At 73.1% G+C, this 25905-nt stretch carries 29 protein-coding genes and 1 pseudogene; 13 read left to right on the forward strand and 17 right to left on the reverse strand.

What is annotated here, in order from left to right:
• Positions 1–91: 91 nt before the first annotated feature.
• Positions 92–1672: an IS1634 family transposase gene (locus tag FHX46_RS06820; protein ID WP_243871236.1), complete on the forward strand. Its 1581-nt coding sequence runs from the start codon at positions 92–94 to the stop codon at positions 1670–1672.
• Positions 1673–1676: 4 nt separating this feature from the next.
• Here FHX46_RS06820 and FHX46_RS06825 read toward each other — a convergent pair whose 3' ends face one another.
• Positions 1677–3278 (reverse strand): RecQ family ATP-dependent DNA helicase, encoded by a 1602-nt coding sequence (locus FHX46_RS06825; RefSeq protein WP_167111655.1) that lies wholly within the window; start codon positions 3276–3278, stop codon positions 1677–1679.
• A 50-nt stretch (positions 3279–3328) separates the two neighbouring features.
• On the opposite strand from FHX46_RS06825, the gene FHX46_RS06830 reads away from it, so the two are divergent.
• Positions 3329–3850: an NUDIX hydrolase gene (locus FHX46_RS06830; protein WP_167111657.1), complete on the forward strand. Its 522-nt coding sequence runs from the start codon at positions 3329–3331 to the stop codon at positions 3848–3850.
• Here the strand turns inward: FHX46_RS06830 and FHX46_RS06835 are convergent.
• Positions 3847–4173, reverse strand: coding sequence for a hypothetical protein (locus tag FHX46_RS06835; protein WP_167111659.1), 327 nt, complete (start codon positions 4171–4173; stop codon positions 3847–3849). The genes FHX46_RS06830 and FHX46_RS06835 overlap by 4 nt on opposite strands.
• Positions 4174–4292: 119 nt before the next feature.
• Here FHX46_RS06835 and FHX46_RS28985 point away from each other — a divergent pair.
• Positions 4293–4370 (forward strand): annotated as a pseudogene (locus FHX46_RS28985) (four-helix bundle copper-binding protein); the annotation flags it as partial.
• Here the strand turns inward: FHX46_RS28985 and FHX46_RS06845 are convergent.
• The 3 genes from FHX46_RS06845 to FHX46_RS06855 are packed head-to-tail and all read right to left on the reverse strand — an operon-like array spanning position 4362 to position 7572.
• Positions 4362–5894, reverse strand: a complete 1533-nt coding sequence (locus FHX46_RS06845) for a glycoside hydrolase family 13 protein (protein WP_167111661.1) — start codon at positions 5892–5894, stop codon at positions 4362–4364. The pseudogene FHX46_RS28985 and the gene FHX46_RS06845 overlap by 9 nt on opposite strands.
• Positions 5891–6331, reverse strand: coding sequence for a hypothetical protein (locus tag FHX46_RS06850; RefSeq protein ID WP_167111663.1), 441 nt, complete (start codon positions 6329–6331; stop codon positions 5891–5893). The genes FHX46_RS06845 and FHX46_RS06850 overlap by 4 nt, the downstream gene beginning before the upstream one ends.
• A gap of 35 nt (positions 6332–6366) precedes the next feature.
• Positions 6367–7572 carry a site-2 protease family protein gene (locus FHX46_RS06855; protein ID WP_167111665.1) on the reverse strand — a complete coding sequence of 402 codons (1206 nt, stop codon included), beginning with the start codon at positions 7570–7572 and terminating at the stop codon, positions 6367–6369.
• Between the two features lie 170 nt (positions 7573–7742).
• Between FHX46_RS06855 and FHX46_RS06860 the strand changes: the two genes are divergently transcribed.
• Positions 7743–8105 carry a hypothetical protein gene (locus tag FHX46_RS06860; protein WP_313886050.1) on the forward strand — a complete coding sequence of 121 codons (363 nt, stop codon included), beginning with the start codon at positions 7743–7745 and terminating at the stop codon, positions 8103–8105.
• Between the two features lie 28 nt (positions 8106–8133).
• Here the strand turns inward: FHX46_RS06860 and FHX46_RS06865 are convergent, their stop codons facing one another.
• The 4 genes from FHX46_RS06865 to FHX46_RS06880 form a co-directional block, all read right to left on the reverse strand.
• Positions 8134–8346 (reverse strand): hypothetical protein, encoded by a 213-nt coding sequence (locus tag FHX46_RS06865; RefSeq protein WP_167111669.1) that lies wholly within the window; start codon positions 8344–8346, stop codon positions 8134–8136.
• On the reverse strand, positions 8343–9023 hold the full coding sequence (locus FHX46_RS06870) for a PfkB family carbohydrate kinase (RefSeq protein WP_313886051.1): 681 nt from the start codon (positions 9021–9023) through the stop codon (positions 8343–8345). Before FHX46_RS06870 ends, FHX46_RS06865 begins: the two co-directional genes overlap by 4 nt.
• Before the next feature lie 64 nt (positions 9024–9087).
• Positions 9088–9315 (reverse strand): hypothetical protein, encoded by a 228-nt coding sequence (locus FHX46_RS06875; RefSeq protein ID WP_167109605.1) that lies wholly within the window; start codon positions 9313–9315, stop codon positions 9088–9090.
• 20 nt (positions 9316–9335) lie between these two features.
• Positions 9336–9809: a hypothetical protein gene (locus FHX46_RS06880; protein ID WP_167111671.1), complete on the reverse strand. Its 474-nt coding sequence runs from the start codon at positions 9807–9809 to the stop codon at positions 9336–9338.
• Between the two features lie 48 nt (positions 9810–9857).
• Between FHX46_RS06880 and FHX46_RS06885 the strand changes: the two genes are divergently transcribed.
• Positions 9858–10451, forward strand: a complete 594-nt coding sequence (locus FHX46_RS06885; RefSeq protein ID WP_167111673.1) for a TetR/AcrR family transcriptional regulator — start codon at positions 9858–9860, stop codon at positions 10449–10451.
• Positions 10452–10517: 66 nt separating this feature from the next.
• Here FHX46_RS06885 and FHX46_RS06890 read toward each other — a convergent pair whose 3' ends face one another.
• Positions 10518–11720: an FAD-dependent oxidoreductase gene (locus FHX46_RS06890; protein WP_167111675.1), complete on the reverse strand. Its 1203-nt coding sequence runs from the start codon at positions 11718–11720 to the stop codon at positions 10518–10520.
• Positions 11721–11826: 106 nt separating this feature from the next.
• Between FHX46_RS06890 and FHX46_RS06895 the strand changes: the two genes are divergently transcribed.
• Complete coding sequence (locus FHX46_RS06895) at positions 11827–12852, forward strand: glycosyltransferase family 4 protein (protein WP_167111677.1); 1026 nt, start codon at positions 11827–11829, stop codon at positions 12850–12852.
• Positions 12853–12947: 95 nt separating this feature from the next.
• The gene (locus FHX46_RS06900) at positions 12948–13409 is read left to right on the forward strand and encodes a DUF4383 domain-containing protein (RefSeq protein ID WP_167111679.1); all 462 of its coding nucleotides are present in this window, start codon (positions 12948–12950) and stop codon (positions 13407–13409) included.
• Here the strand turns inward: FHX46_RS06900 and FHX46_RS06905 are convergent.
• Positions 13406–14011 carry a maleylpyruvate isomerase family mycothiol-dependent enzyme gene (locus tag FHX46_RS06905; protein WP_167111681.1) on the reverse strand — a complete coding sequence of 202 codons (606 nt, stop codon included), beginning with the start codon at positions 14009–14011 and terminating at the stop codon, positions 13406–13408. The two genes, FHX46_RS06900 and FHX46_RS06905, sit on opposite strands and share 4 nt — an antisense overlap.
• A gap of 75 nt (positions 14012–14086) precedes the next feature.
• Here FHX46_RS06905 and FHX46_RS06910 point away from each other — a divergent pair, with 75 nt between their 5' ends.
• Complete coding sequence (locus tag FHX46_RS06910) at positions 14087–14506, forward strand: MarR family winged helix-turn-helix transcriptional regulator (RefSeq protein ID WP_167111683.1); 420 nt, start codon at positions 14087–14089, stop codon at positions 14504–14506.
• A gap of 24 nt (positions 14507–14530) precedes the next feature.
• Here the strand turns inward: FHX46_RS06910 and FHX46_RS06915 are convergent, their stop codons facing one another.
• Genes FHX46_RS06915 through rfaE2 form a run of 3 tightly spaced genes read right to left on the reverse strand, consistent with a single transcriptional unit; the run spans position 14531 to position 17546 of the window.
• On the reverse strand, positions 14531–15238 hold the full coding sequence (locus tag FHX46_RS06915; protein ID WP_167111685.1) for a methyltransferase domain-containing protein: 708 nt from the start codon (positions 15236–15238) through the stop codon (positions 14531–14533).
• Positions 15239–15243: 5 nt separating this feature from the next.
• Positions 15244–16044 carry a glycosyltransferase family 2 protein gene (locus tag FHX46_RS06920; protein WP_167111687.1) on the reverse strand — a complete coding sequence of 267 codons (801 nt, stop codon included), beginning with the start codon at positions 16042–16044 and terminating at the stop codon, positions 15244–15246.
• A complete protein-coding gene (rfaE2, locus tag FHX46_RS06925) occupies positions 16041–17546 on the reverse strand; it encodes a D-glycero-beta-D-manno-heptose 1-phosphate adenylyltransferase (RefSeq protein WP_208400035.1) in 1506 nt (501 codons plus the stop codon). The genes FHX46_RS06920 and rfaE2 overlap by 4 nt, the downstream gene beginning before the upstream one ends.
• Positions 17547–17699: 153 nt before the next feature.
• On the opposite strand from rfaE2, the gene FHX46_RS06930 reads away from it, so the two are divergent.
• Positions 17700–18737 carry a glycosyltransferase family 9 protein gene (locus FHX46_RS06930; RefSeq protein ID WP_313886052.1) on the forward strand — a complete coding sequence of 346 codons (1038 nt, stop codon included), beginning with the start codon at positions 17700–17702 and terminating at the stop codon, positions 18735–18737.
• 7 nt (positions 18738–18744) lie between these two features.
• On the opposite strand, the gene FHX46_RS06935 is transcribed toward FHX46_RS06930, so the two are convergent.
• Positions 18745–19845 (reverse strand): FUSC family protein, encoded by a 1101-nt coding sequence (locus tag FHX46_RS06935; RefSeq protein WP_167111693.1) that lies wholly within the window; start codon positions 19843–19845, stop codon positions 18745–18747.
• 31 nt (positions 19846–19876) lie between these two features.
• On the opposite strand from FHX46_RS06935, the gene FHX46_RS06940 reads away from it, so the two are divergent.
• Positions 19877–20407, forward strand: coding sequence for a GNAT family N-acetyltransferase (locus FHX46_RS06940; protein WP_167111695.1), 531 nt, complete (start codon positions 19877–19879; stop codon positions 20405–20407).
• Here FHX46_RS06940 and FHX46_RS06945 read toward each other — a convergent pair.
• Both FHX46_RS06945 and FHX46_RS06950 read right to left on the reverse strand, forming a co-directional pair.
• Entirely contained in the window at positions 20355–21101 is a 747-nt protein-coding gene (locus FHX46_RS06945) for an ANTAR domain-containing response regulator (RefSeq protein ID WP_167111697.1), read from the reverse strand. The genes FHX46_RS06940 and FHX46_RS06945 overlap by 53 nt on opposite strands.
• 303 nt (positions 21102–21404) lie before the next feature.
• Positions 21405–21833 (reverse strand): cupin domain-containing protein, encoded by a 429-nt coding sequence (locus FHX46_RS06950; RefSeq protein WP_167111699.1) that lies wholly within the window; start codon positions 21831–21833, stop codon positions 21405–21407.
• A 94-nt stretch (positions 21834–21927) separates the two neighbouring features.
• On the opposite strand from FHX46_RS06950, the gene FHX46_RS06955 reads away from it, so the two are divergent.
• From FHX46_RS06955 to FHX46_RS06965, 3 genes are all read left to right on the forward strand, one after another.
• On the forward strand, positions 21928–22725 hold the full coding sequence (locus FHX46_RS06955) for an SDR family NAD(P)-dependent oxidoreductase (RefSeq protein ID WP_167111701.1): 798 nt from the start codon (positions 21928–21930) through the stop codon (positions 22723–22725).
• A gap of 154 nt (positions 22726–22879) precedes the next feature.
• Positions 22880–23953 (forward strand): NAD-dependent epimerase/dehydratase family protein, encoded by a 1074-nt coding sequence (locus FHX46_RS06960; RefSeq protein ID WP_167111703.1) that lies wholly within the window; start codon positions 22880–22882, stop codon positions 23951–23953.
• Positions 23954–23964: 11 nt separating this feature from the next.
• Positions 23965–25554, forward strand: a complete 1590-nt coding sequence (locus tag FHX46_RS06965; protein ID WP_167111705.1) for a phytoene desaturase family protein — start codon at positions 23965–23967, stop codon at positions 25552–25554.
• Positions 25555–25905 lie beyond the last annotated feature (351 nt).

A 25905-nucleotide genomic window follows, 5' to 3' on the forward strand; every position in this document is an offset into this window, starting at 1 on the left:
CGGCCACACCGCACCGGCGGCACCCTGTTTGCGCTGCTCACCGTGGCCGGGGTCATTGCGCCGCGGGGCGCGCGAGCGTATTACCTAAAGTGTGGCTTCGGTGATCGGCAAGCGGGTCGGCGGCAGGACCTACTACTACCTCGCGAAGACCGAGCGGGTGAACGGCAAGCCGAGGATCACCTCGCAGCGTTACCTCGGTACCGCCGAGGACATCGCGGCCGGCCTGGACGGCGCGGCCGGTTCCCCCGACGGCACGTGGCACCTCGCGTTCGGTGACGTCGCCGCCGTCTGGTCGACCCTGGAGCGGCTCCAGGTGCGTGCCGCGATCGACGAGGCACTGGGTGCGCGCAGCGTGCCGATCGGCACCTACCTCGCGCTGGCGGTGCTGCACCGGGCGACGGCGCCGGGTACGGATCTGGCGCAGTGGTGGGCGGAGAGCGCAGCGAGCCGGTTCGTGCGGCCCCGCGTTCCGGCGGCCGCGGTGCACGACGACGAGTTCTGGCGGGCGACGCGGCGGTTGACCCGGCCGCAGCTGGAGCGGGTCGAGGACGCGGTGGCGGCGCGGGTGCGGGCGCACGTGGGGGAGCCGATCCTGCTCGCGGTGGACGTGCCCAACTTCGCGACGTACGCCGAATCGGAGACCGCGGCGGCGTCACCGGCGGGACTGAGCACGGTGGTCACGCGCGACGGCGCGATCCCGCTCGCCTCGGCGGTCTACCGGCGCGAGGGTGCGGTGCCGTTCGGGGTGGCGGCGGACCGGCTGGCCGGGCGCGTGTCCGGGCCGGTGACGCTGGTGTTCGAGACCGGCCAGCACGCGCAGCTCGACCTGGACGACGGCCGGCACTTCGTCGGCGCGGTGCCGCTGGGGGACCACCCGGAGCTGCTGGCGCGCCCGGCGTCGGCGCGGCGGCCGGTGGAGCCGGGCCGCTTCGCCGGGGTGACGGCCCTGGACACGCACGCGACGGTGTCCGGCGCGGTCCGCCGGGTGATCCTCACGCATTCGGCGAAGCTGCACGCGGCGCAGGCGCGCGGGTTCGCGCAGGCGCTGAGCAGCGCGACGCGGCAGCTGGACGGCCTCGCGCTCGCGCTGGCTGCCGGCACCAACCGCCGACCACGCGACCAGGTGCTGACGGAGATCGCCCGCATCACCCGGGTGCGCTGGGTGGACCGGGTGGTGCCGACCCGGCTTACCGGCACCCGTCCGGCGGAGCTGCGCCTGGAGTGGCGGGTCGACGAGAAGGCCCGGTCGCGGCTGGACGAGGAGTACTTCGGCAAGCAGCTGCTGGTGACCGACCACGACTGGCCGGTCGCCGACGTCATCACCGCCTACCGCGCGCGCTACCACCTGGACTCGACGTTCCGGCAGCTCAACGGCCCGTTCGTGGCGGCGACCGCGCCGCGACGGCACTGGACCGAACACCGGATCGCGGTGCACTCCCTGGTGAGCGTGCTGGCGACCGCGGTGACGCACGTCATGCGGCAGGAGGCCGACCGCGCCGGGCTCGACCTGTCCGTGCGTGAGTTGCTGGACCTGCTCTCGCGAATCGGCGAGACGGTGCTGCGCTACCCCTCGACCGGCGGGCGCCCGCGCACCCGGCGGTTGCTCACCTGCCGGGACGAGGTGCAGCAGAAGCTGTTCGACCTGTTCGATCTGGGGGCCTACGCACCCTGAGCGGTCACTCCTCGGTGAGCAGCCCGCGTTCGCGGACGGCCGGGATCGACAGCGAGCGGTAACCGGCCTCGTCGAACAACACGGTGACCTTCTCCGCCTCCCGGCGGACCACCTGGCCGATGCCCCACTCGGCGTGCCGGACCGAGGCGCCCGGCTGGAACTCGCCGTCGGCCGCGACCTGCTCGGCGGCGGTGCCGGCGTCGCAGGTGTCGCAGAACCCGCACGGCTCCGCCAGGGTCTCGCCGAAGTAGCCGAGCAGGAACTGGCGGCGGCACGCGGTGGTTTCGGCGTACTCGCGCATCACCTCGACCCGGGACCGGTCCAGCTTCCGGCGCCGCTGCGACACCTCGGCCGCGCGTTCGGCCGCTTCCGCCGGACCGGTGCCGGTGTAGCTGAACCTGCCCTGTGCGGTCTCCTCGACCAGCCCGGACTGCTCCAGCAGGTTCAGGTTGTTCATGGCGCGCCGGTGCGACTGCTGCACCTCGCCGTCGATCTCCTGCGGGCTGGCCGGGCCGTGCTGCTCGCGGAGCGTCTCCGCGAGCTCCTGGACACCCTTGTCGTCGAACGGCCGTGCGGTGAGGAACTTCTGCAGGCCCAGGTCCTCGGGCCGGTAGAACAGCTGCGCGTCGGCGCGCTCACCGTCCCGGCCGGCGCGGCCGATCTGCTGGTAGTAGGAGTCCACCGAGTCCGGCACCGAGGCGTGCACCACGAAGCGGACGTTCGGCTTGTCGATGCCCATGCCGAACGCCGAGGTCGCCACCACCACCTCCACCCGGTCGGCGAGGAAGTCCTCGTGCACGCGCTTGCGGTCGGCCGCCTTCATCCCGGCGTGGAAGGCGACCGCGCCCAGCTCCTCCGCGTAACGTTCGCTGTCCTTGCGGGTCGCCGCGTACACCAGACCGGGTTTGGGTGCCTCCCGGACCCAGCGCAGGACGGCGTTGCGCTTGTCCTCCTCGGTGGTGGAGCGGTGCACCGCGAGGTAGAGGTTCGCGCGGTCGAAGCCGGAGACCACGCGCACCGGGTCACGCAACCCGAGGTGCTCCACGATGTCGTCCCGCACCGGCCCGCCCGCGGTGGCGGTCATCGCGAGCACCCGCGGACGCCCGAGCCGCTCGATGACGTGCCCGAGGCGCAGGTAATCGGGACGGAAGTCGTGCCCCCAGGACGAGACGCAGTGCGCTTCGTCCACCACGAACAGGCTCGGCCGGATCTCCGCCAGCTGCTCCAGGACCTCGTCCTTGGCGAGCTGTTCGGGCGCGAGGAACAGGTACTCGGCGTCGCCCTCGGTCACCGCGTCCCAGGCTTTGGTCGTGGTGCGCGCCGGCTGGGCGGAGTTGACCGCGACCGCGTCCGGCGCCTCGCTGTCCGCGATCTGCCCGACCTGGTCCCGCTGCAAGGCTGTCAGCGGTGACACCACCAGCGTCGGCCCGTCCAGCAGCAGCGCGGGAACCTGGTAAATGGCGGACTTGCCGGACCCGGTCGGCATGACGGCGAGCACGTCGCGGCCGTCGAGCAGGGCCGCCATCGCGGTCAGCTGGTCCTCGCGCAGGTCCGGCCAGCCGAAGGTTTCCCGTGCGGCGCGGCGGAGTTCGTCGTGTCTGGACACCGGCGGGGTGTTCCCCCTCGGGTCGGGCGGAAACGTCTACGCTGCGGGGCATGCTGGTGGGATATCGCGCACGGGACGAGGTCGAGCGCGCCGACGTGGCGCGCATCCGGGAGTTGCTGGCCGCGACGGCGGATCCGTTCGCACGGGACACGCCGTTGCACGTCACGGGGTCCGCGGTGATCGTGCACCCGGGCACGCGGCGCGTGCTGCTGCGCTGGCACGAACGCCAGCAGGCGTGGCTGCAGGTCGGCGGCCACGGCGATCCGGGCGAGACCGATCCGCTCGCCATCGCGTTGCGGGAAGGGCGCGAGGAGACCGGACTGGGCGATCTGGTGCCGTGGCCGACGGCCGACCTGCTGCACGCGGTGGTCGTGCCGGTGCCGGCCAAGGGCGCCGAGCCCGCGCACGAGCACGCGGACCTGCGGTACGTGCTGGCCACCGGACAGCCGGACGCGGCGCGCCCGGAGAAGCCGGACGCGCCGCTGAAGTGGCTCCCGCTCGACGAGGCGATCGACACCGTCTCGGAGGACAACGTGCGGGAAACCCTGCGCCGCGTGCGTGAGCGGTTCTAGGGACGGCCGCGGTTCGGGGTCTGGCCGGCGACACCGTGCCGCAACGGGGTGGTCGGCTCGGCCGCGGTCTGCTCCTTCGCCGGTGAGCCACCGGGGTGGGCCGTGACCTCGGGAATGGCCGTGTGCTGACCGCCGGAGGGTTCGGCGCCGTCGTCGAGCTGTTGTTTGCGCATGCGCATCAGCTCGAGTACCGGCAGCCGGTTGGCGTGCTGCAGCTCGTAGGACATCAGCCGGTCGAGCTGTTCGGCGTCCAGCGACCGGATGCGGTGCTGCAACGCGGCCAGGGGCAGCTCGTCGTATTCGGGCAGCGGTAGTTCGGACATGCGCATGGCCTACCCGGGCGGCGGCCGCGCAAACCGTTGGACGCGGCCGCGCCGGGTAGGCGGCGCGGAAGACATGCCGGGCCTGTGCCGGGGAATGCGAGAAGCACGCCGAGCACCACGAACACTGCGCGGTCTGCGCCGACGCCTGCCGCAGCTGCGAGGATGCCTGCCAGCAGCTGCGCGCGCACCTAGGCTGACAGCCACACGGCCGAATCGGGGGCCAGTTCGCCGCCGGGATCGCCGGGTTCGCTGGCGAGGAGCACCTTCCGGTGGGGCGGCAGCGCGACCGGCACCGGGCCGAGGTTGACCACGCACACCACGCCGGGCTCGCGGCGGAACGCGAGCACCTCCGGTGGACTGTCCATCCAGGACAGTCCACCGTCGCCGAAGGCGGGGTGCTCCTTGCGGATCCGCAGCGCGTCCCGGTAGAGCCACAGCGTCGAGTCCGGGTCGTTCTCCTGCGCGGCAACCGTCTGCTCCGCCCAGTGGGCGGGCTGCGGCAGCCACGGGGTGCCGGTGGAGAACCCGAACGGCGGCGCCGCCCCGGACCACGGCAGCGGTACCCGGCACCCGTCGCGGCCGCGCCGGGTGTGCCCGGAGCGCTCCCAGGTCGGGTCCTGCAGCACCTCCTCCGGCAGGTCCTCGACCTCCGCCAGACCGAGCTCCTCGCCCTGGTACAGGTACGCGCCGCCGGGCAGCGCGAGCATCAGCAGCAGCGCCGCCCGCGCCCGCGGCAACCCGCCGCCGTACCGGGTGACGTGCCGCGTCACGTCGTGGTTGGACAGCACCCAGGTGGCCGGCGCGTCCACGGCCGACAACGCCGCGACGCTGGAATCGATCACCGACCGCAACCGCGCGGCATCCCACGGGCAGCGCAGGAAGTCGAAGTTGAACGCCGTGTGCAGCTCGTCCGGCCGGACGTACCGGGCCAGCCGCTGCGGGCTGTCCACCCACGCCTCGGCCACGAAGACCCGGTCCTCGCCGTAGTGGCGGGCCAGTTCCCGCCACGAGCGGAAGATCTCGTGCACCCCGGGCCGGTCCCAGTGCGGGTGGTCGCTGCGGTCCGGTGGTTCGACCAGGCCCTCGTGGTCCAGACCGAGGTCGGGCAGCGCCGGGTCCTTGATCAGCCCGTGCGCCACGTCGATCCGGAACCCGTCCACCCCGCGATCCAGCCAGAACCGCAGCACGTCCAGGAACTCCGCGCGCACGTCCGGGTGGTCCCAGTTCAGGTCGGGCTGGGCGGCGTCGAACAGGTGCAGGTACCACTGGCCGTCCGGCACGCGGCTCCACGCCGGGCCGCCGAACACGCTGCGCCAGTCGTTGGGCTCGTCGCGGAACACGTACCACTCGCGCTCGGGTGAGCCGGGGCCGGCGGCGAGCGCGGCCCGGAACCACGGGTGCCGATCGCTGGTGTGGTTGGGCACGATGTCGACGATGACCCGCAGGCCGTGCCGGTGCGCCTCGTCGAGGAGCGCACCGGCGTCGGCGAGCGTGCCGAACCGCGGGTCGATGTCGCGGTAGTCGGCGACGTCGTAGCCCCCGTCGGCCATCGGGGACGGGTACCACGGCGTGATCCACAGCGCGTCCACGCCGAGCCCGGCGAGGTAGGGCAGTTTCCCGCGAAGCCCCGCCAGGTCGCCCACGCCGTCGCCGGTGCCGTCGGCGAAACTGCGGAGGTAGACCTGGTAGATGACGGCGTCGCGCCACCAGCCGCCGGTCACGGGCGCGGCAGGTCCTGCGCCCAGGCCACCAGGTGGACCAGCGCGTCGACCTGCCCGGACGGATCCGGGTCCGCCGCGATGAACTCCAGTTGCGTGGCCACGCCCGCGGCGTCGCCGTGCAGCTCGGCGAGCACGGCCCGCAGCACGGCCCGCAGCGACGGCTGGACGTCGTCGATCGGCACGCCCCCCTCGCCCTCGTCCGACAGGGCCACGGTGAACAGCTCACCGCCGTCGGGGCGGGCGCGGGTGAGCACCCCGCGGGCGATCACGGCGACCAGTTCCGCGCACAGCGGGCGCAGCAGTTCGCGGTCCGGGGCGTCCGCGCCGATCATCCGGGGCACCAGGTGGGCGACCGAGTCGAAGTCCTGCCTGCCGAGGTCCTCGACGAGCTGGTCCGCCAGGCGCCGGACGTCTCGCTGGGTGTTTTCGTGGCTCATCGTCGGCAGGATTCCCGCTGGTGATCCGCCGAAACTCAGGGCCAGCGCTGGGCGGCCGGCCGGCCCAGCGGCGGGCTGACGCGGCTGCGTACGACGGCCACGTCGGCACCGCCGTGCCAGTCCAGGCCGAGGCCGCGCAGCGTGACCGCGCGGCTGATGTCCGACGGCGACACGATCCCCACCAGGCGGTCGGCGTCGAACACCAGGGCACGCCCGTCGGCGCACCCGGACATCCGCGGCAGCAGCGCGAGCAGCGGCTCGTCCGGCGTGGCGCGCGGGATTTCCGTTGGCGCACAGGCGATTTCGCCGAGCAGGGTGCTGGGCCGTTGCCCCGGCGGGACCGCGCGCAGGCGGGTCAGGGTGACCAGCCCGGCGAACCGGCCGACCGGGTCGACCAGCGGGTAGGCCGAGTGCTGGCGCATCATCGCGTTGTCCCGCAGGAACGTCGCGACCGTCGTGGCGGCGGGCGCGGTGGCCGGGCGCACCGTCATCACGTCCCGCACCCGCATCGCCGCCAGGCTGGTGCCGAGCTCGGCGTCGCGTTCCTCGGCCAGCGCCAGGTTGACCACGAACAGGCCGACCAGCAGCGGCCACACACCGAGCCCGATCGGCCCGCGCAACAGGGTCAGCACCCCGAGGGCGCACACCGCGAACCCGAGGAACCGGGCGGCGCGGGCGCTGCCGATCGTGGCGCGGTGCCGGTCGTGCCACGCCGCCCACAGGATCGAGCGCAGCACCCGCCCGCCGTCCAGCGGTGCTACCGGGATCAGGTTGAACCCGCCGAGGATCAGGTTGAGCACCGCGAGGTAGCCGAGCACCGCGCCGGACAGCGAGTCCCCGATCGGCGAGGTCATCCAGGTGGCGAACCCGAAGATCGCCGCCAGCAGCAGGCTGACCAGCGGCCCGGCGAAGGCGACGCGGAACTCCACGCCGGGCGACCGGGGCGCTCCGCGCAGCCGGGTCACCCCGCCGAGCAGCCACAGGGTCACCTCGCGCACCTCGATGCCGGACCGGCGCGCCACGAGCGCGTGCGGTAGTTCGTGCGCGCACAGCGACAGCACGAACAGCACCGCGGTGATCACGCTCGCCACGATCGCGGCGAAGATCCCCTGCCCCGCCGCGAGCGGCGACCACTGCGTGATCGGCAGCCCGGCGACCAGGAGCCCGGCCATGCCGAACACACTCCAATGCAGACCCACCCGGATCCCCTCGAACCGGCCCAGCCACACGGTCGGCACCATCCCCGTCTCCCCTCTCCCGCGATCCCCGGGTCACAGGTACCCGCGTCGGCCGGTTGCTGAACGTTTCGGCTGCCACGGTTTGGTCCCGCGGGGGAACGGGAAGGCTCGAGTACCTACGACCGGCGTCAGACAGGGGACCGGCGAACATGGACGTGTCACGGAACAGTGAGGTGACGGCCAGCTGTGGCGGGCTGGCGGAACAGGCGCAGCAGGCGATGCGCGGGCTGTACCACCGCGCATCGGGTGTCGGCGGGGTCGCCGGCATCGGCGGTGCGGACGAGATCCAGCAGGTGCTCGGGTCGCTCAAGGCGCTCTCGCAGAACGTCGCCCGGAGCCTGCCCGAGCTGGGTACCTGGCTGGAGCGGCAGCTCTGGCTGGGAAACCTGGACGTGCCGGCTGATCAGGGCGGGTACGAAACGCTGATCACGTCGGTCTTCGACGCCACGGCCGCGCTGGCGCGGGCGCAGGAGGTCACGGTGCAGCTGTGCCAGGAGCTCGCGACGGCCCAGGCCGCCGCTCGTGAACTGTCGTAGTGCACCCGCCCCCCGGTACCGCATGGCGTCAGGGGTTCCGCGGCGCGGGCATCTCGGGCAACGGCGTGTGCGTGCGGCAGTTGGTACACACCAGCAGGGTCGCCAGTGGCTCGCCGGTTTCGTCGACGAGCTTGGCGATCCGCAGGGCGGAGTAACCGCATTCCTCGCACGGTACGGGCGGTGCCGCGCGCTCCGGGGCGATGATGATCCGGGATGCCGGTCGGGGCTGGCTGAGGGTCATGGTTGCTTCCGCGACTCGAGGATGCCGGGGTTCAGCCGGGGACGGCCGCCGGCGTGTCCGGTGGTGCCCGACGCTGCCGCGACCGCTGCGGCGGCGGCGGTGCGCAGGTCCTGACCGCGCGAGAAAGCGCAGGTCAGGGTTGCGATCAGCGCGTCTCCCGCGTAGCCGGCCCGGCTGCGTACGCCGTCGAGCACGATCCGCGCTCCGCCCTCGCGGGCGATCCGGGCGGCGGCCATCGTGGTCCGCGCGGGTTGCTGCAGCTGGAGGATGACCGAGGACGCGGCGCGCAGCAGGCCGGTGGCCGCGAGCACATCGGATTCGGTGACGAGGACGGTGTCCGGGATGTCTTCGAGGTAGCGCCACTGGCCGTGGTCGTCCACGATGTCGACGATCAGCGCCGACCGGGTGCCCGCGCGGATGACCGAGTGGGACACGTCGATGCCGTCGGCGGCGGCGTGGGCGAGCAGGTCGTGCCCGGCGCGGTCATCGCCGGCCACCGACAGCAGCGCGACCGGAATGCCCAGCTGGGCAACGCCGACCGCCTGGTTCGCGCCCTTGCCGCCGAGGATCTCCTCCCGCGAGTGCACCCGGGCCGACTCACCGGCCCCCGGGGCGTCAGCGACCCGCAGGACGAGGTCACGGGCGATCTGCCCGACCACGACCACCTCTGGTCTCACGGCCGGAGCAGTACCCGATAACGATTCGGACCAATCAACCCGAATGGGCGGCGCCCGGTGGGCGTCACGGGACAGCGAGGACCTCGCCGCTGAGAGCGCCTTCCAGGGGCTGCGCGAGCTGCTCGTCCTCGGGCCGCGCGTGCCGCGCCCCGGCCTCGTGCCGGCCGCGGGACAGGAGGGCCGGACCTCCCCACTTCGGGTCCCTGCCCGCGTCGTCGATGCGGTGCCTGCCCATGGCCGTTCCTCCCAGCTCGAACTTGCCGCCCGGATACCCGCCGGGCGTTGCGTCCACACCTCACCCCGGCGTGTTGGTCAGCGGCGCCGGTTGCGCACGGTCGTGGCGAAGGTGGCCGCGGTGACGAACCCGTAGGCCACGTGCGGGACCAGGTCGCTGACCCAGTCGGCGGCGCTCCAGCGGCGCGGGTCGGTGATGCCCAGGATGGTCATCGGAGCGTTCGCGCCGACCAGGGCGGCACCGGTGGCGGCGAGGCCGCCGGTGAGCACACCCGGCCGCCAGCCGGCCCCGTGCGCCGCGCCGTAGGCGGCGCCCACCGCGGTGCCGGTGAGCAGTCCCAGCAGCGCACCGATGCCGCTTTCCCTGGCCTGCTTCTGCTTGTCGTCGCCGGGCACCTCGGTGCCGAGGGCGTGCGCGACCTTCTCGACCGTCTGCTCCGGCGTCGAGCTGGCCGGACGGCCGCGGACGGCCATGTCGACGTAGGTGATGGCGTTGAGGGCGGTGGCCCCGGCGGCCCCGGCGGCCGCGCCCCGCAGGATCGAACTCAGCATTCCGGGCGGATACCCGGCCGCAGTGGGGGCAACCTCTAGGATCGGGGTATGACCCGGCCGATGACTTTCACCGAGCGTGCCCGCCGGGAACAAATCATCGAGTGCACCATCGAACTCATTTCGAGCAAGGGCTACCGCGGCACGTCACTGTCGGCGATCGCCGAGCGCGCCGGGATCTCCAAGGCCGCCGTGCTGTACCACTTCTCGTCCAAGGACAACCTCGCGCAGGCGGCGCTGGAGCAGGTGTTCCAGCAGTTCGGCGACTACGTCCGGGAACGGGTCGAGCAGCAGCCGGACGCGCGGTCCGCGGTGACCGCGTACGTGCGGGCGATGGTCGAGTACCAGTCGGCGCACCGCCGGGACGTCCGGCTCATCACCGAGGTGCTCCTCGACGACGCGGGCGGTACGAAGCTCCGCACCCCCGGGTCGCACGACGCGGGTGACCGCTGGCAGGCGCTGGCCGCGCTGCTCGCCGACGGCCAGCGCGCCGGGGAACTGCGTGCGTTCGACACGCAGGCGGTCGCGCTGGCCATCGGCGGTGCGATCGACGGGGTGGTCGCGCACTGGCTCTCGCACCCGGAGCTGGACCTCGATGCCGCGGCCGGCGAGCTGGAACGCTTCGTCCTCGCCGCGATCACCTAGGGCGGACCGGGAAACCGGTGAGCGCGGCGGTGCCGGTTGCCAGCGGCTCCGCCACGGGAACGGAACCTAGCGCCGCGCGAAGGCGGGTGCGTGCTCCGGCCGCACGCCGATCCCGCCGACGTAGGCGGTGACCCCGGCGAGCGCCGGGAAGCGCTGCACCATCCGAAATGGACCGGGCACGCCGGCCAGGGTGCCGTCGAGTGCCGGCCGCAGCAGCATCTCGTGCTCGCCGAGCTGGGACCGCTGGGCCACGCGCATCGGGAACTCGCGTCGCTTTTGGACCTTCGCGAGGTCTGATGTGGACACGGCGCCGGCGGACAGCGGGCCGGCCAGGATCCGGGCGGCCGCCACGGCGTCCTGCACCGCCAGGTTGACCCCGACGCCGCCCACCGGTGACATGGTGTGCGCGGCGTCGCCCAGGCACAGCAGGCCGTCGGTGTACCAGCGCGGCAGCCGTCCCATCGAGGTCTCCAGCAGTTTCACGTCGTCCCACGAGCGGATGGCGGCCAGCACCTCGCGGTCCCAGCCGAACAGCTCCGCGAGCTGCTGGCGGAACCATTCGACGTCCCGCGTCCGCAGTGCGGCGTCCTCGCCCTTGCGGATCAGGTACGAGGTCTGGTGGTAGTCGCCGCGGTCCATCGTCACCGCGGCCTGGCCCCGGGTGAACACACCGAACACGCGCCCGTCGCGCTCGGCGTGCGACGGTGCCGGAACCCGGACCTGCCACACGTCCATCGGCATCGGGAACTCCTGCGGTTTCAGGCCCGCCGCCCGGCGCACGACGGAATCCCGCCCGTCGCACGCGACCACCAGGTCGGCGGTCAGCTCACCCGTGCCGTTCTCGTCGCGGTAGGTCACGCCCGTCACCCGGCCGCCGATGCGGCGCAGGCCGGTGACCTCGGTGCTCATGCGCAGATCCAGCTTTTCCGACCCGGCCAGCAGGTTGAGGAAATCCCACTGCGGCACCATCGCGATGTACTTGTGCCGGCCCCGCAGGCGGCCGAAGTCCGCGGCGACCACGGTCTCGTCGCCGATCCGCATCCGCATCTGCTCCAGTTTCCGGTGCGGGAGCGCCGCGAACCGGTCACCGAGGCCCAGTTCGTCCAGCAGGCGCAGGGTGGACGGGTGGACCGTGTCCCCGCGGAAGTCGCGCAGGAAGTCCTGGTGCTTCTCCAGAACGGCCACCTTGACTCCGGCCCTGGCCAGCAGGACGCTGAGCATCACCCCGGCCGGGCCCCCGCCCACCACACAACACGTCACATGCTCCATGTGGACGAGTCTAACCGATCGGTCAGGGTGCTGACCGGACGGTTAGGTGTCGGGTGATCCCGGAACGGGTAGAACGTGTCCGATTTGCCGACTACGTGAGGTGGCGATGGAACGCCTGAACGTGGCACTGGTGGTGGACAACGAGGCGTTCGGAGGTGCGGAGACCTACGTCCGGCGGCTGTTGCGGTTCTTGCCGGCCTGGGTCGTGCCGAGCCTCGTCGTGGGCGAGAACCTGGCCGGTGCGTTCGCCGAACGGCTGCCGGTGCAGATCGTGGCCCCGGCGGTGCGGGCGGTGTGGGCGCCGCAGATCGAGAACGCGCTGCGCGCGCTGGCGCCGGACGTGGTCCTCGTCAACCTGGCCGACGCCGGGATGAACCTGGCCGCGATGCAGGCCGCGGAGGCGGTCGCGCCCACCGTCGCGACGCTGCACCGCACCGGTGGTGCGCCGGTCTCCGGCGCGGTGTGGGACTGCTACCGCCTGCTGGCCGGTGCCCTCGCGCCGTCGCGGATCGTCGAAGCCAGGCTGCGGGAGCTGGGCGTTCCCGCGGAGCGGGTGACCCGCATCCCGCCGGGCGTGGAGATCCCGCCCGAGCCCGTGGCGCACCCGGACCGCACACCGGTCGTCATCGGCGCGATCGGCGGGGTGACCGGTCTGGACCTGCTGCCCGCGGTGGCGACCCTGCGGCGCCGCGGGCGCGAGGTGCGGGTCCTGGTCGCGGGCGACGGACGGGACCTGGCGGAACGGGCGCGCGGGCTGCCGGTCCGGTTCGCCGGGCGGGTGCCGGAGGTGAGCGCTTTCCTGCGGGAGCTGGACGTGGTCTGCCTGCCGTCCCGGCGGGACGCCTTGTCGCCGGCGCTGCTGGAGGCGATGGCGCACGGGCTGCCGTGCGTGACCACCGCGGTCGGCGAGACGGTCGAGGAGCTGGCCGGCGCCGCGATGATCGTCCCGCCCGGTGAGCCGGCCGCGCTCGCCGAGGCGCTGGACCGGGTGAGCACGGACGGCGCGCTCCGGCGCAAGCTCGCCGCCGCGGCACGCGCCAAGGCCGAACGCGACTTCGACGTCCGGCGGATGGCCCGCGAGACCGCGGAGGCGCTGGCGGCCGCGCACGCCCTGAGCGGCTCGGCTCGCTGACGGCACCCGGACGTGGTACTTCCGCCGGTGTCCCGGCCGGGTTTCGGCGCGCCCGGCGGGGCTACCCGGGGCCTATTCGTCCCTGAGGAGTAGCCATGTCCGCTCGTTCCGCAACCTCCACCGGGGTCCGCAGGCCGGTGCAGATCGCCGCAGCCGTGGTCGCCGCGGTCTTCCTGCTGGTCGGCATCCTCGGGTTCATCCCCGGCATCACCAGCCACTACGGCGAGCTCAGCTTCGCCGGCCACCACTCGGGTGCCATGCTGCTCGGGGTCTTCGCCGTGTCCGTGCTGCACAACATCGTGCACCTGGTGTACGGCGTGGTCGGCCTGGTGCTGTCCCGCTCCCCGGGTCCCGCCCGCGCCTACCTCGTGCTGGGCGGGTTCGTCTACCTGCTGCTGTGGATCTACGGACTGGCCATCGACCAGGACAGTGCCGCGAACTTCGTCCCGCTGAACAGCGCCGACAACTGGCTGCACCTGGCGCTGGGCGTGGGCATGATCGCGCTCGGCTGGGCGCTCACCGCGGTCGAGCGCGCCCGGGAGAACCGCACCGCCTAGATCCCGGTCAGCTGGGGGATGGTCGCGGTGCGGCCGGCGAGCAGCATGACCAGTGCCTGGATCGGGCCGCGGATCTCCGCGCCCGATCCCGCGGCCCAGTCGGCGTCCGTCGCGATGAGACGGTGGCCGGCGAGCCGTTTGCGGGCGTGGAAGGGAAAACCGATCTCCCACAGGTGGTCCGCGGACGCGACCGCCGCCTCGGCCGGCATCACCAGCCGGCGGCCGAGCGGCATCGCGATGTCCTGCGCGTGGACGTGCACGTCCATCAGTGCGTTGTCGAGGGTCTGCCGGGGCGCCAGGCGGCGCAGGCCGGCCGCGTCCCGCAACATGGCCGTCACCTCGGCTGCGGAGCGCCGGGCCGCCTCGCGCTTGGTCAGGTCGTGGACCATGCGGTTGAAGCTCCCGCGCGCCTTGACCGCCGCCTTCAGGACGGTGCCGAACCGGACGTAGGGCGCCAGTGCCACGTGCGTGGCGACGTCGTGGATCGTCCAGCCGTCGCACAGCGACGGGGCGGCCCGCTCGACGTCGGTGAGAGTCGCGAAGAGGTCGGCCAGGCGCGCGCGTTCCGCGTCGATCGCCAGCCACTTGTCGTTGTGGTCCATCAGAACCTCGCCCGAAAGTGGTAAGATTGTCTGACTAGTTTAATCAGATTCTCTGACTATCGTCAAGGAGTGCGCGTGAACACCGGCCTGCTGCTGTACATCCCGTACCGGCACCTGGAGAACCGGGTGATGAACGCCGTCCGCGCCGCCGGGTTCGAGCTCACGCTGGCGCAGGCGCGGTTGCTGCAGCGGCTGAACCCGGGTGGCAGCCGCCTGACGGAGCTGGCGGAGGCGGCGCAGGTGACCAAGCAGACCGCCGGGTTCCTGGTCGACCAGCTGGAGAAGGCGGGCTACGTTTCGCGCATGCCGGATCCGCGGGACGGCCGGGCGCGCCTGGTCCACGCCACGGACAAGGCCCGCGAGGCGGCTCCCTTCGCGGACGCCGAGATCGCGCGCATCGAGGCCGAGTGGGAGAAGCACGTGGGCACGCGCCGGATGGCGCAGCTGCGGGAGACGCTGGCGAAGCTGTGTGAGATCACCGATCCGTACCGCTGACGGCCGCCGCACGAGCCGGACCGCTCAGTCGAAGAACCGGGCCAGGTGTCCCGCATCCGGGTGCGGTCCGTCCTTGAGCGGGCGCAGCTCGGCGAAGATGCTCGCCCCGTCACAGCCCGCGTGCAGCGGGTACCAGGTCCGCGACGAGCCGGGACGGCGGCAGATGCCCTTGATCGTCTGGACGTCCAGCAGCCGCACGTGCGTGGGGTCGGCCACCGCGTTCACGTAGCGCCACCACGGCGACAGCACGAAGGCGGCGCCGTCCGGCCGCAGCACCCGGTGCACCTCGTCCACCAGCGGCAGGAAGTCGATCAGGTGCTCCAGGATGTGCACCAGGAACACCCGGTCCGCGCACGAGTCGGCGAACGGCAGCGGCCCGGACAGGTCCGCCACCACGTCCACCTCCCCGGTGGTCATCAGGTCCACGCCCAGGTTGCCCGGGTACTGCTTCTGCCCGCCGCAGCCCAGGTCCAGGATCAGCGGCTCGCGGCCGCCGACCCGCACCCGGTCCCACACGCCGAACACCCCGTCCAGCCGCCCGATCAGCTCGCGTGCGGTGTCCAGCTGGGCGGGCGCGGCGACCTCGCCGGTCAGGTGCGCCACGCCGCGGTCGAAGCGCACCTCCAGGTCGAGGCCGCGCAGCCGCTCGTCGAACTTGAACATCTCCGCTGCCGCCTGGCTCAGGAACTCGTCCCGGAGCCGGAGGCGCTGCTGGGATACGGGCTCGATCATGATCCTCAGGGGGTGACGACGTCGTAGGCTTCGGTGTCCCGGTTCACCACGGTAGTGGGTGACTCCAGGTGCACCGCGCCGGTGGGCAGGATGCCGGCGGCACCGTATTTGGCCGCGACCTTCATCTGGGCCAGCACGTCCTCGCCGCAGTGCTCCACCGGCAGCTCGCGCCAGAAGTCGAACCCGCCGGCGTTCACCAGTGCCTCGCGGTCGAACATCACGCACCCGCCGATCCAGGCGACCTTGTACGGGGTCCACTTCGGACGGTTGCGTACGTGTTCGGACAGGTGCGTCGGGTTGGCCGCGTTGTGCAGCGTCCAGCGCTGCCACTCGCGGGTGCCCGGCATGACCTGCTCCGGCTCCGGCCGGCCCTCCCACTCCTCGTAGGGTTCCAGCTCGTGCGGCCGCCGGTCGTCCACATAAGACAGGCCGGTGACCGCGTTGCCGACCATCCCGCAGCCCAGTTCGGTGATCGCCGAATGCAGGCGGCTGATCGCGCCGGGCTCGAGCCACACGTCGTCGTCGAGGAAGAGCACGTGGTCCGCGCCCGACTGTTCCAGCAGGTGCGACCGCTGCTGCGCCAGGCCGCGGCGGGGCAGGTTCCGGCCGAGGTGGACCGGGTGCCCGCGGTGCCGCAGCACCCGGACCATCGCCTGCGCGGGAGGCGAGTCGTAGGAGGCGGCCCCGTCGGACTGGTCGGCCACCCGCACCGTGAAGTCCGGGAAGTCCTGCGCGGCCAGCCCGGACAACGTCACCGCCAGCTCGGCCGGGCGCTCGCACGTCGGGATGAGGACGTCGACGCTCACGCGCCCTCCCCGACCGGTGCGGAGGTGCGGATCTTCTCGATGACCGAGGTGGTCGAGTGGTCGGCGACGTAGCCGAGCACCCGGACCTCGCCACCGTAGGACCGCACCGTCGGCGCCTCGGGCAGCATGTTCTCCGTGTAGTCGCCGCCCTTGACGTACAGCTGGGGCTGGAGCAGCTCAAGCATCTCGATCGGCGTGTCCTCCTCGAACACGGCCACGTGGTCGACGCAGCTGAGCGCGGACAGCACGGCCGCGCGATCCTGGGCGGTGTTCACCGGACGGTCCGGGCCCTTGAGCCGCCGGACGCTGTCGTCGGAGTTGACCGCGACGACCAGCACGTCGCCGAGCCGTTTGGCCTCGTTGAGGTAGGTGATGTGCCCGCGGTGCAGCACGTCGAAGCAGCCGTTGGTGAACACCACCCGCCGCCCGGCCTGGCGGTGCGCGGCGACCGCGCGGGCCAGCTCCCCGGCGGGCACCGCCGCCTCGCGTTCCCGGCTCAGCGCCAGCGACAGCTCGGCCGGCGTGCAGATCGCCGTGCCGTCCTTGTGCACCACCACGTTCGCCGCCGCCTGCGCCAGCTCGATGCAGCTGGTGGTGGGCAGACCCGCGGCGCGCGTCAGCACCAGCGCGGCCGCGAAGGTGTCACCGGCACCGCTGGCCTGGCTCTCCGGCGCGGGATCGGCCCAGGTGCGGTAGCCGCGGCCTTCACCGGTCAGCAGCATCGCGCCGTGCCGGTCCATGGTCACGACCGCGGCCGCGGCGCCGGTCTTGTCCAGCAACGTCCGCCGTTCGTCCTCGAACAACCGCGCCCGCTCCTCACCGGCTTCCGGCAGCTCGGCGCCGAGCAGGCTCGCGGCCTCGGCCGCGTTCGGCGTGACCAGGTCGGGCCGGACCTGCTGCCAGTGTTCGAAGTCGTGTGCGTCCACGACCAGCAGCGGGATGTCCGGCCGGAGCCGCGCCACCGCGTCCCGCAGCGGGGTGCCCAGCAGGCCGTTGCCGTAGTCGCACACCATCAGGGCGTCCGCGCCGGCGAGAGCCTTCTCCAGGGCCGTGGCGAGGCGGTTCGTCTGCACCGCGGGCAGGTCCGCGCGGTCGCCCTCGTCGAAGCGCAGCAGCACCTGGTCGTCCGCGACGACCCGCTGCTTGCTCATGCTGCGCCGCGACGGGGCGGTGAGCAGGTTCTCCGTGTCGACGCCGTGCGCGTCGAGCAGTCCGGCCAGTTCGCGGCCGGGTTCGTCGTCGCCCACCACGCTGACGAACCGGACCCGCGCACCCAGCGCGGCCAGGTTGGCCGCGGTGTTCGCCGCGCCGCCCGGCGAGGTGGTCCGTGCCCCCACGTCGACGACCGGTGCCGGCGCCTCCCGGCAGATGCGTTCGCAGTGGCCGGACAGCCACACGTCCAGGATCGCGTCGCCGAGCACCACGACTGTGGGCGCGGTCTCCGACAGCAGCCGGACGAGGTCCGGCGTGATGGGGGCCACGTCCTTGGTCTCGCCTGCCATGTCCACCTCCACCTCTCCTTCTGCTCCACCAGTAGCCGGATCTTGGGCGGCGAAACATTTCCGTTTGCTGCCTGCGGAAACGGGCACCTCCTGCGCGTGGTGAACTCGGAGGCAGGGCCGTCGGTCGGCCCGATCGAAGCAAGCTGGCCGGACGTGCGCAGGATCGCCGTGCTGCGGGGTGGCGGGCTCGGGGACCTGTTGTTCGCGGTGCCGGCGATGGCCGCGCTGCGTGGTACCTACCCGGACGCGGAGATCGTGCTGCTGGGCACGGAACTGCACCGCGAGCTGTTCGCCGGGCGCCCGTCCCCGGTGACCGAGGTGCGGCCGCTGCCGCCGTACCCGAACGTGCACGAACCCGCCGGGAAGCCGTTCGACGAGGCCGAGCAGCAGGCGTGGTTCGACGCGCTCAAGCCGGTCGACCTGGCCGTGCAGCTGCACGGCGGCGGCCGGAACTCCAACCCGTTCCTGCGCCGGCTGGAGCCGCGGTACCTGGTCGGGGCTCGCACGCCGGATGCGGCGGAGGCGGACCGGTGGCTGCCGTTCCGGTACTACCAGCACGAGGTGCTGCGGGCGCTGGAAGTGGTCGGGCTGGCTGGGGCGCGGCCGGTGGAGCTGGAGCCGTCGATCGCGGTGACCGGCGCCGACCGCGCGGCGGCGGCCGAGGTGCTGGCCGGACTGCCCGACCCGCTGGTCGTGGTGCACCCCGGGGCCGGCGACCCGCGCCGGCGGTGGCCGGCGGAGCGGTTCGCCGAGGTGGCGGCGAAACAGGCGTCCAGCGGCCGCGGGGTGGTCGTGATCGGGGCACCGGACGAGCGTGACCTGGTCGAGCGGGTCGCGGGCATGGCCGGGGAACCGGTGCGGCCGCTGACGTCGCTGACCATGTCCGCGCTGATCGGCGTGCTCGACCGGTGCTCGGCGTTCGCGGGCAACGACAGCGGGCCCCGGCACCTGGCGGCGGCAGTGGGCGCCCCGACGGTCAGCGTGTACTGGATGGGCAACGTGGTGAACGCCGGCCCGCTCGGCCGGGCGCGGCACCGCGTGCTGATCTCGTGGATGTCGCACTGCCCGGTCTGCGGGATCGACTGCACCCGCGAGGACCTGCCGCGCTGCGCACACGACGACTCGTTCGTGGCCACCGTCTCCGTCGACGACGTGCTGGGCGAGCTGGAGGAACTGATCGCCGGCCGCTGACCCGCGGTCAGCGCGGGGCGGCCGTCTCCAGGACGCGCGTCGAGCGGTCCACCGCGAGCAGCGCGGCGTCCTGGGCCTGCCGCATCACGGTGGTGACCTGATCCACCCGGATCCGGCGGTCCAGCTCGCGGCGCCGCTCGGCGACCTCGTCCAGGCGGGCCGGCAGGTCGGCGAGCCGGTCCTCGGCCTGGTCCAGGCACGCGACCGCCCCGGCCAGCCCGTCCAGCAGTCCCGCGTACCCGGTGGTGAACTCCGGATCGGCCTCGTCCTGCCCGGCGGCCGCCACCAGCGCCTCGGTGATCCGCTTGACCTGTTCGGTGACCTCTTCCAGGACGCTGAGCGGTGATTCGAACGACGACGGCAGCGGGCTGCGACCGCGGCGGTGGTGCACCAGCCAGCGGATGTTGAACCGCACGCTCTCCCGCCCCCAGCTCAGCGCGTCGTCCGCGCGCACCACGGTCGAGTCGAGCCGGCGCGCGTGCCGCAGCCAGCGCTCGGCCGTGTCGGAGTCCCAGTCGCCGCGCAGGTCGTCGGCGATCGACTGCACCAGGTCGCGCACTTCCCCGGCCAGCACGCTCACCGCGTCCCGCGCGTGCCGCAGGTGGACCGGGGGCAGGACCACCGTGTTCACCGCGACCCCGACGGCCGCGCCGAGCAGGCTCTCCGCGAGCCGTTCCACCAGGTAGACGAAGTTGCCCGCGGTACCGTAGGAGATCATCAGCAGGGCCGTGACCCCCACCCAGATACCACTGCTGCCGAACCGGTGCCACTGGCCCACCAGCATGCCGACCAGCACCGCGGCCGCCAGCGCCAGCACCGGCAGCGGGATCAGGTGCGCCGAGACGTAGGCGATCACCAGGCCGATCAGGATCGCGCCGGCCTGCTGCAGCGCGTTGGTCAGCGATCGGTACACGGTCTCGGTCATCAGGAAGACCGCGGTGTAGGGCGCGATGAACGACTGCGGCGACGGGATCACCACGCGCGCGAGCAGCCACGCGAGGACCGCGGCCAGCGCCATCTTCAGCGCCTGCACCACGGCCTCGCGCTCCCGGCCGGGAAACCGCAGCGCCCGCCGGAACCAGTACCAGGGAGACAAAACCCGTGTCATCGATCAAGCGGTACCCGCCACACTGGAACCCATGCGGATCCGCAAACCGACGGCGGCAGACCTCACACGCCTGCCGGAGATCGAACGCTCGGCGGGGGAGTGCTTTCGCGGCATCGGCATGCCCGAGATCGCCGACGACGTGCTGCCCACCCCCGAGGACCTGGCCCGTTACCCGTACGCGTGGGTGGCCGGCGAGCCGGAACCGGTGGCCTACCTGGTCGCCGTGCCCGTGGACGGGAGCCTGCACATCGAGCAGGTGTCGGTGCACGCGTCCTGGGCGCGGCGCGGGATCGGCCGCGTGTTGATCGAGGAGGCCGCGCGGGCCGGGTTCCCCGCGCTGACGCTGACCACGTTCGCCGAGGTGCCCTGGAACGCCCCGTACTACGAGCGGTGCGGCTTCGTCCGGCTGGACCCGGCCGCGCTCACGCCGGGGCTGCGGCGGATCCGCGCGGCGGAGGCGGCCCGGGGCCTGGACCGGTGGCCGCGGGTCGCGATGCGCCGTGACGAGCTCACCGGGAGCGCACCGAATCCAGCAGGCCGAGCGCGACCTGGCGGAGCTTGACGTTCTGCCGCTGTGACTGCTCCACCAGCCGGTCGAACGCCTCGCTCGCGCTGATGCCGTGCACCGCCATCAGCACCCCTTTCGCCTGGTCGATCTCCGCCCGCGAGGTCAGCGCGTTCTCCAGGTGCCGGATCTGCTGGCGCGCGTGGTACCAGCGCCGCGCGTTCCGGATCGCCGCGGAGGCGGCGCCGGTGAACAACCGCATCAGCTGCTGGTCGAACGGGTCGAACGCGCCGTCGACCCCGCTGTACAGGTTCAGCGACCCCACGAGCTCGTCGCCGTCCCGCGTGCCGCTGCCCAGCAGCAACGGGACCGCGAGGAACGCCAGCACACCGGAGTCCTGGGCGGCGGCGGCGAACTCCGGCCACGCCCCATCGTCCGGTTTGGACACTGCCCGCACCGGTTCGCGCGTCCGCACGGCCCGCAGGCACGGTCCGTCGCCCGCCGCGTACTGGGCCAGGTCGATGCCGATCAGCTGGTCGTGGGTGATCGCCGCGGTGCGCGGGCCGGTCTCGTCGAGCACGGTGACACTGACGGCGTCGGCGTCGGCGATCGCGTTCACCGCGGTTTCGGCGAGCCGCTGGAGCACCGCGTCGAGCGGTTCCTCTTCGTCGATACCGTCGCGCAGGTTCTCCAGTGCGAGTGTGACGTCGTCGAGTCTGGCCAGTGGCTCCGGCCGCCCGGGTCTGGTCATGTGTCGGTTTCTCTCCGCGTGTGCGCTGCCTGGCACACCGCCGGACCGCGGTCGGCGGGTGCTCGCGAGGTCTGGACGGTCCGGGATCCCAGGCGGATCAGAACCGGATCACGGCCGGCGCGGACGGGCGCGGATGCACGGATATACGCGAGAAGTCGTTCATCGTCAAGCCTTTCGCCTGTGTGGTCCCGTCCGCCCCGCGGACGGTACTGGGCGCCGGCTGCTTGACGCTGGCGGAATCATACGTGGCCCGGGACGGCGGCCGACCGGAGCCCGGGAGAAGCGGCGCCGAGCCGGTCCGGATCAGGAATCCGGCTTCTCCACCGGAGTCCACAGGCTGGGCAGGTTGACCACGATCCCCTCCTGGCTGCTGCGGGCGATGACGACCACCGCGTCCTCCGCACCCGGGTTCTCCTCGCGGTGCGGCACCCACGGCGGCACGAAGATGTAGTCGCCCGGCTCCGTCTCCAGCCGGATCTCCTCGTCACCGTCGGCGAAAACGAACACCGGGTGCCCGGACTTCACGTAGATCGCGGTCTCGGCCTCGCCGTGGTGGTGGTCACCGGAACTGGTGTGCGGGCCGACGTGCGTCTCGCCCATCCACACCTTCGCCGAGCCCGCCGTCCTGCCCGACACCGCTTCCAGCCGCCGCATCCCACTGGTCTGCGCCGTGTCGCCAGTCAGTTCGCTGCCCTTGATGTGCCGCAACGGGCGGTGCCAGGCCTCGGTCACGGTCGGTCCTCCCGGGTCCGGTGGAAGCTCTGCGTGCCACGGTAGCCGACCGCGCGGGCGGAGTGGGCCGCCCGCGCCGGGGGTAACCGGCGCCATGACCAGTGCGCAGACCAAACCCCTCGCGGTCGTCACCGGTGCCTCCACCGGGATCGGGCGGGAGCTGGCCAAGCAGTTCGCCCGGCACGGCCACGACCTGGTGATCGCCGCGGAGAACGCGGAACTCGACGACGCGCGGCGCGAACTGACCGATCTCGGGGCCCGGGTGCTGGCCGTGCGGGGTGATCTCGCCGGCTACGACGGCGTGGAGAACCTGGTCGCCGCGCTGGCCTCGGTGAACCGGCCGGTCGCCGCGCTCGCGGTCAACGCCGGCGTCGGGGTCGGAGGCGCGTTCGTCGACGGATCGCTGCGGGACGAGCTGACCGTGATCCACCTCAACGTCACCTCGGCCGTGCACCTGACCCGGCGGCTGCTGCCGGCCATGGTCGAGCAGGCCGCCGGGCGGGTGCTGTTCACGTCCTCGCTCGCGGCGATGACCCCCGGCCCGTTCCAGGCCGTCTACAACGCGACGAAGGCGTTCCTGGCCTCGTTCGCCGAAGCGCTGCGGGACGAGCTGAAGGACAGCGGTGTCACGGTCACCGTGCTGATGCCCGGCCCGACCGACACCGCGTTCTTCGAGCGGGCCGGGATGACGGACACGAAGATCGCGCGCGGTCCCAAGGACGATCCGGCGGACGTCGCCGAGCAGGGGTTCGCCGCGATGATGGCCGGCAAGGACAAGGTGGTCGCCGCATCGGCGCGGAACAAGGTGCAGGCCGCGGCCGCACGTGCCGTGCCCGACCCGGTCAAGGCGGCCGTGCACCGCCGGATGGCCGAACCCGGCTCCGGCTCCTAGTCCTCTGTGGACGACTGGAGCACCAGGGCGCGGTGTGTCGCCCGGTGACCCACTGACACGCGGCTCGGCGTCCGCCCGGCCACTCCGGTGCGTCACCGTGCAGCGAGTCGCCACCGCGGGGTTAGCCGGCCGCGCCGGGTGGAACACGAGGGGCATGAAGGTCGTGGTCACCGGCGCGTCCGGGAACATCGGGACCGCCCTGCTGCGCGCCGCGGCACGCCGGGCGGACTGGCAGATCGTCGGGCTGGCGCGGCGCGTGCCGGACGGCCCGCCCTACGACACCGCCGGCTGGGTCGCCTGCGACCTGGACTCCGACGACGCCCCGGACGTCCTGCCCAAGGTCTTCGCGGGCGCGGACGCCGTGGTCCACCTGGCCTGGGCGATCCATCCCGGCTCCGACGAGCCGCCCCGCCACCGGACCAACATCGACGGCTCCCAGGAGGTCCTGGCCGCCGTCGCCGCAGCCGGGGTGCCGCACCTGGTGTGCGCGTCCTCCGTCGCCGCCTACACCCCGGCGCCGCGCTGGACCCGGATCGACGAGGACTGGCCGCGCACCGGCGTACCGGGCAGCGCCTACAGCCGGGACAAGGCCCGGCTGGAACGGCTCGTCGAGGTGTTCGCGCGGCAGCGCCCGGACACCCGGGTCGCGGTGTTCCGGCCGTGCGCGGTGGCCCAGTACGACGCGGGTTCGCAGCTCACGCGCTGGACGCTCAGCCCGCTGCTGCCGGCCGGTCTGATCGGCAACCGGTGGCTGCCGGTGCCGCTGTGGAACGGCCTGCGCGCGCAGGTGGTGCACTCCGACGACGTGGCCGAGGCCATCTGCCTCATGCTGGAACGCCGCGCGGAGGGCGCGTTCAACCTCGCCTCCGAACCCGTGCTGGGCGTGCACGACCTCGCCGAGCTGTTCGGCGGGTTCCGGGTCCCGGTGCCGCGGCGGCTGGTCACCGGCGCCGCGTTGCCGACGTGGCGGCTCGGTCTGCAGCCGATGCACCCCGGCTGGCTGGCGCTGGCCGACCAGGCGCCGCTGATGGACACCACCCGTGCGCACGCCCACCTGGACTGGCAGCCCCGCTACGACTCGCAGGAGGCGATGGCGGAGCTGGTCGCCGGGATCCGCGACGGCGCCGGCACCGCGAGCGGGCCGCTCGCCCCGGAAGGTGCGGAACCGTGGCTGTCGCGGTTGGCTGGGATCAGGCTCGGGCGGCCCAGCCGCCAGACACAGGCCTAGGGAGGGGCGTCGTGACCGAAACCGTCGACGCGGTCGTCGTGGGAGCTGGGCAGAACGGGCTGGTGGCCGCGAACGTGCTCGCCGACGCGGGCTGGAGCGTGCTGGTGCTGGAGGCCGAGCCGGAGCCCGGTGGTGCGGTGCGCAGCGCGGAGATCACCGCCCCCGGGTTTCTCAGCGACCTGTGCAGCGCGTTCTACCCGCTCGGCTACGCGTCCCCGGTGCTGCGGGAACTCGGGCTGGACTCCTACGGGCTGGTGTGGCGGCACGCGCCGCTGGTGCTCGCGCACGTCCGGCAGGACGACCGGTGCGTGGCGCTGTCGCGCGACGTCGACGAGACGGCCGCGTCGGTGGCCGGTTTCGACGCCCGGGACGCCGGCGCCTGGCGAGACGCGTTCGACCAGTGGCAGCGGGTGCGCCACGACCTGCTGGAATCGGTGTTGCGGCCGTTCCCGCCGGTGCGTTCGGCGACGAAGCTGGTGCGGCGGATCGGGGTCGCCGACACGCTGCGGCTGGCCCGGATGGTGACCCTGCCGGTGCGGCGCCTGGGGGAGGAGCTCTTCGACGGCGAGGGCGCGCGGTTGTTGCTCGCCGGCAACGCCCTGCACACCGACCTCGGCCCGGACAACGCCGGCAGTGGCGTGTTCGGGTGGCTGCTCGCGATGGCGGGGCAGGACGTCGGGTTCCCGGTGCCGGAGGGCGGCGCCGAGCGGATCACCACGGCGCTGGTCCGCCGCCTCGCCGACCGCGGCGGCCGGGTCGAGTGCAACCGGGCGGTGCGGAACGTCCTGGTCGCGGGTGGCCGCGCGATGGGGGTCCGGGACGAGCACGGTGAACTGGTGCGGGCGCGGCGGGCGGTGCTGGCGGACGTGCCGGCGCCCGCGTTGTACCGGGAGCTGGTCGGCGAGGAGCACCTGCCGTCGCGGTTCGTGGCCGACCTCGACCGGTTCCAGTGGGACAACGCGACGATCAAGGTCGACTGGGCGTTGTCCGGGAAGATCCCGTGGACCGCGGAGGAGGCCCGGCGGGCCGGCGTGGTGCACCTGGACGCGGATCTGGACGGCCTGACCGCGTTCGGGGCCGCGCTGACGTGCAAGCAGGTGCCGGAGCGGCCGTTCCTGCTGCTCGGCCAGATGACGACGGCCGACCCGTCCCGCTCGCCGGAGGGGACGGAATCGGTGTGGGCGTACACCCATGTCCCGCGGGGTGACCGGTGGGACAAGGGCAAGCTGGACGAGTACGCGGACCGCATGCAGGAGGTCGTCGAGCAGCGGGCGCCCGGGTTCACGAGCTTGGTCCAGGCCCGGTGCGTACAGGGGCCGGAGGACCTGGAGGCCCACAACCCGAGCCTCGCCGAGGGCGCCATCAACGCCGGGACGGCCGCGATCCACCAGCAGTTCGTGTTCCGTCCGGTGCCCGGGCTGGCGCGCGCGGACACGCCCGTGGACCGGCTGTACCTGGCGAGCGCATCGGCGCACCCGGGAGGCGCCGTGCACGGCGCCTGCGGAGCCAACGCCGCCCGCGCCGCCCTGGCCCGCAACGGACTGGCAGGCGGACTCTACGGAGCCACGATTCGCACCGCCCAGCGGGCGATCTACTCCTGACCTCCTGCCGCCCGCGTCGGCGTGTTCGCCGGGTGGCGCGGCGTGTTGGCCGGTCGCGTCGGCGTGTTGGCCGACTGGCGCGGCGTGTTCGCCGGGTGGGGTGGCGTGTTGGCCGGCTGGGGCGGCGTGTCGGCCGGCTAGGGCGGCGTGTTCGCCGGGTGGGGCGGCGTGTTGGCCGGGTGGGGCGGCGTGTTCGCCGGGTGGGGTGGCGTGTTGGCCGGCTGGGGCGGCGTGTCGGCCGGCTAGGGCGGCGTGTTCGCCGGGTGGGGCGGCGTGTTGGCCGGGTGGGGCGGCGTGTTCGCCGGGTGGGGTGGCGTGTTAGCCAGCTGGGGCGGTGTGTTCGCCGACGAG

Origin of the sequence: Amycolatopsis viridis, assembly GCF_011758765.1 — a bacterium.
Taxonomy (GTDB): domain Bacteria; phylum Actinomycetota; class Actinomycetes; order Mycobacteriales; family Pseudonocardiaceae; genus Amycolatopsis_E; species Amycolatopsis_E viridis.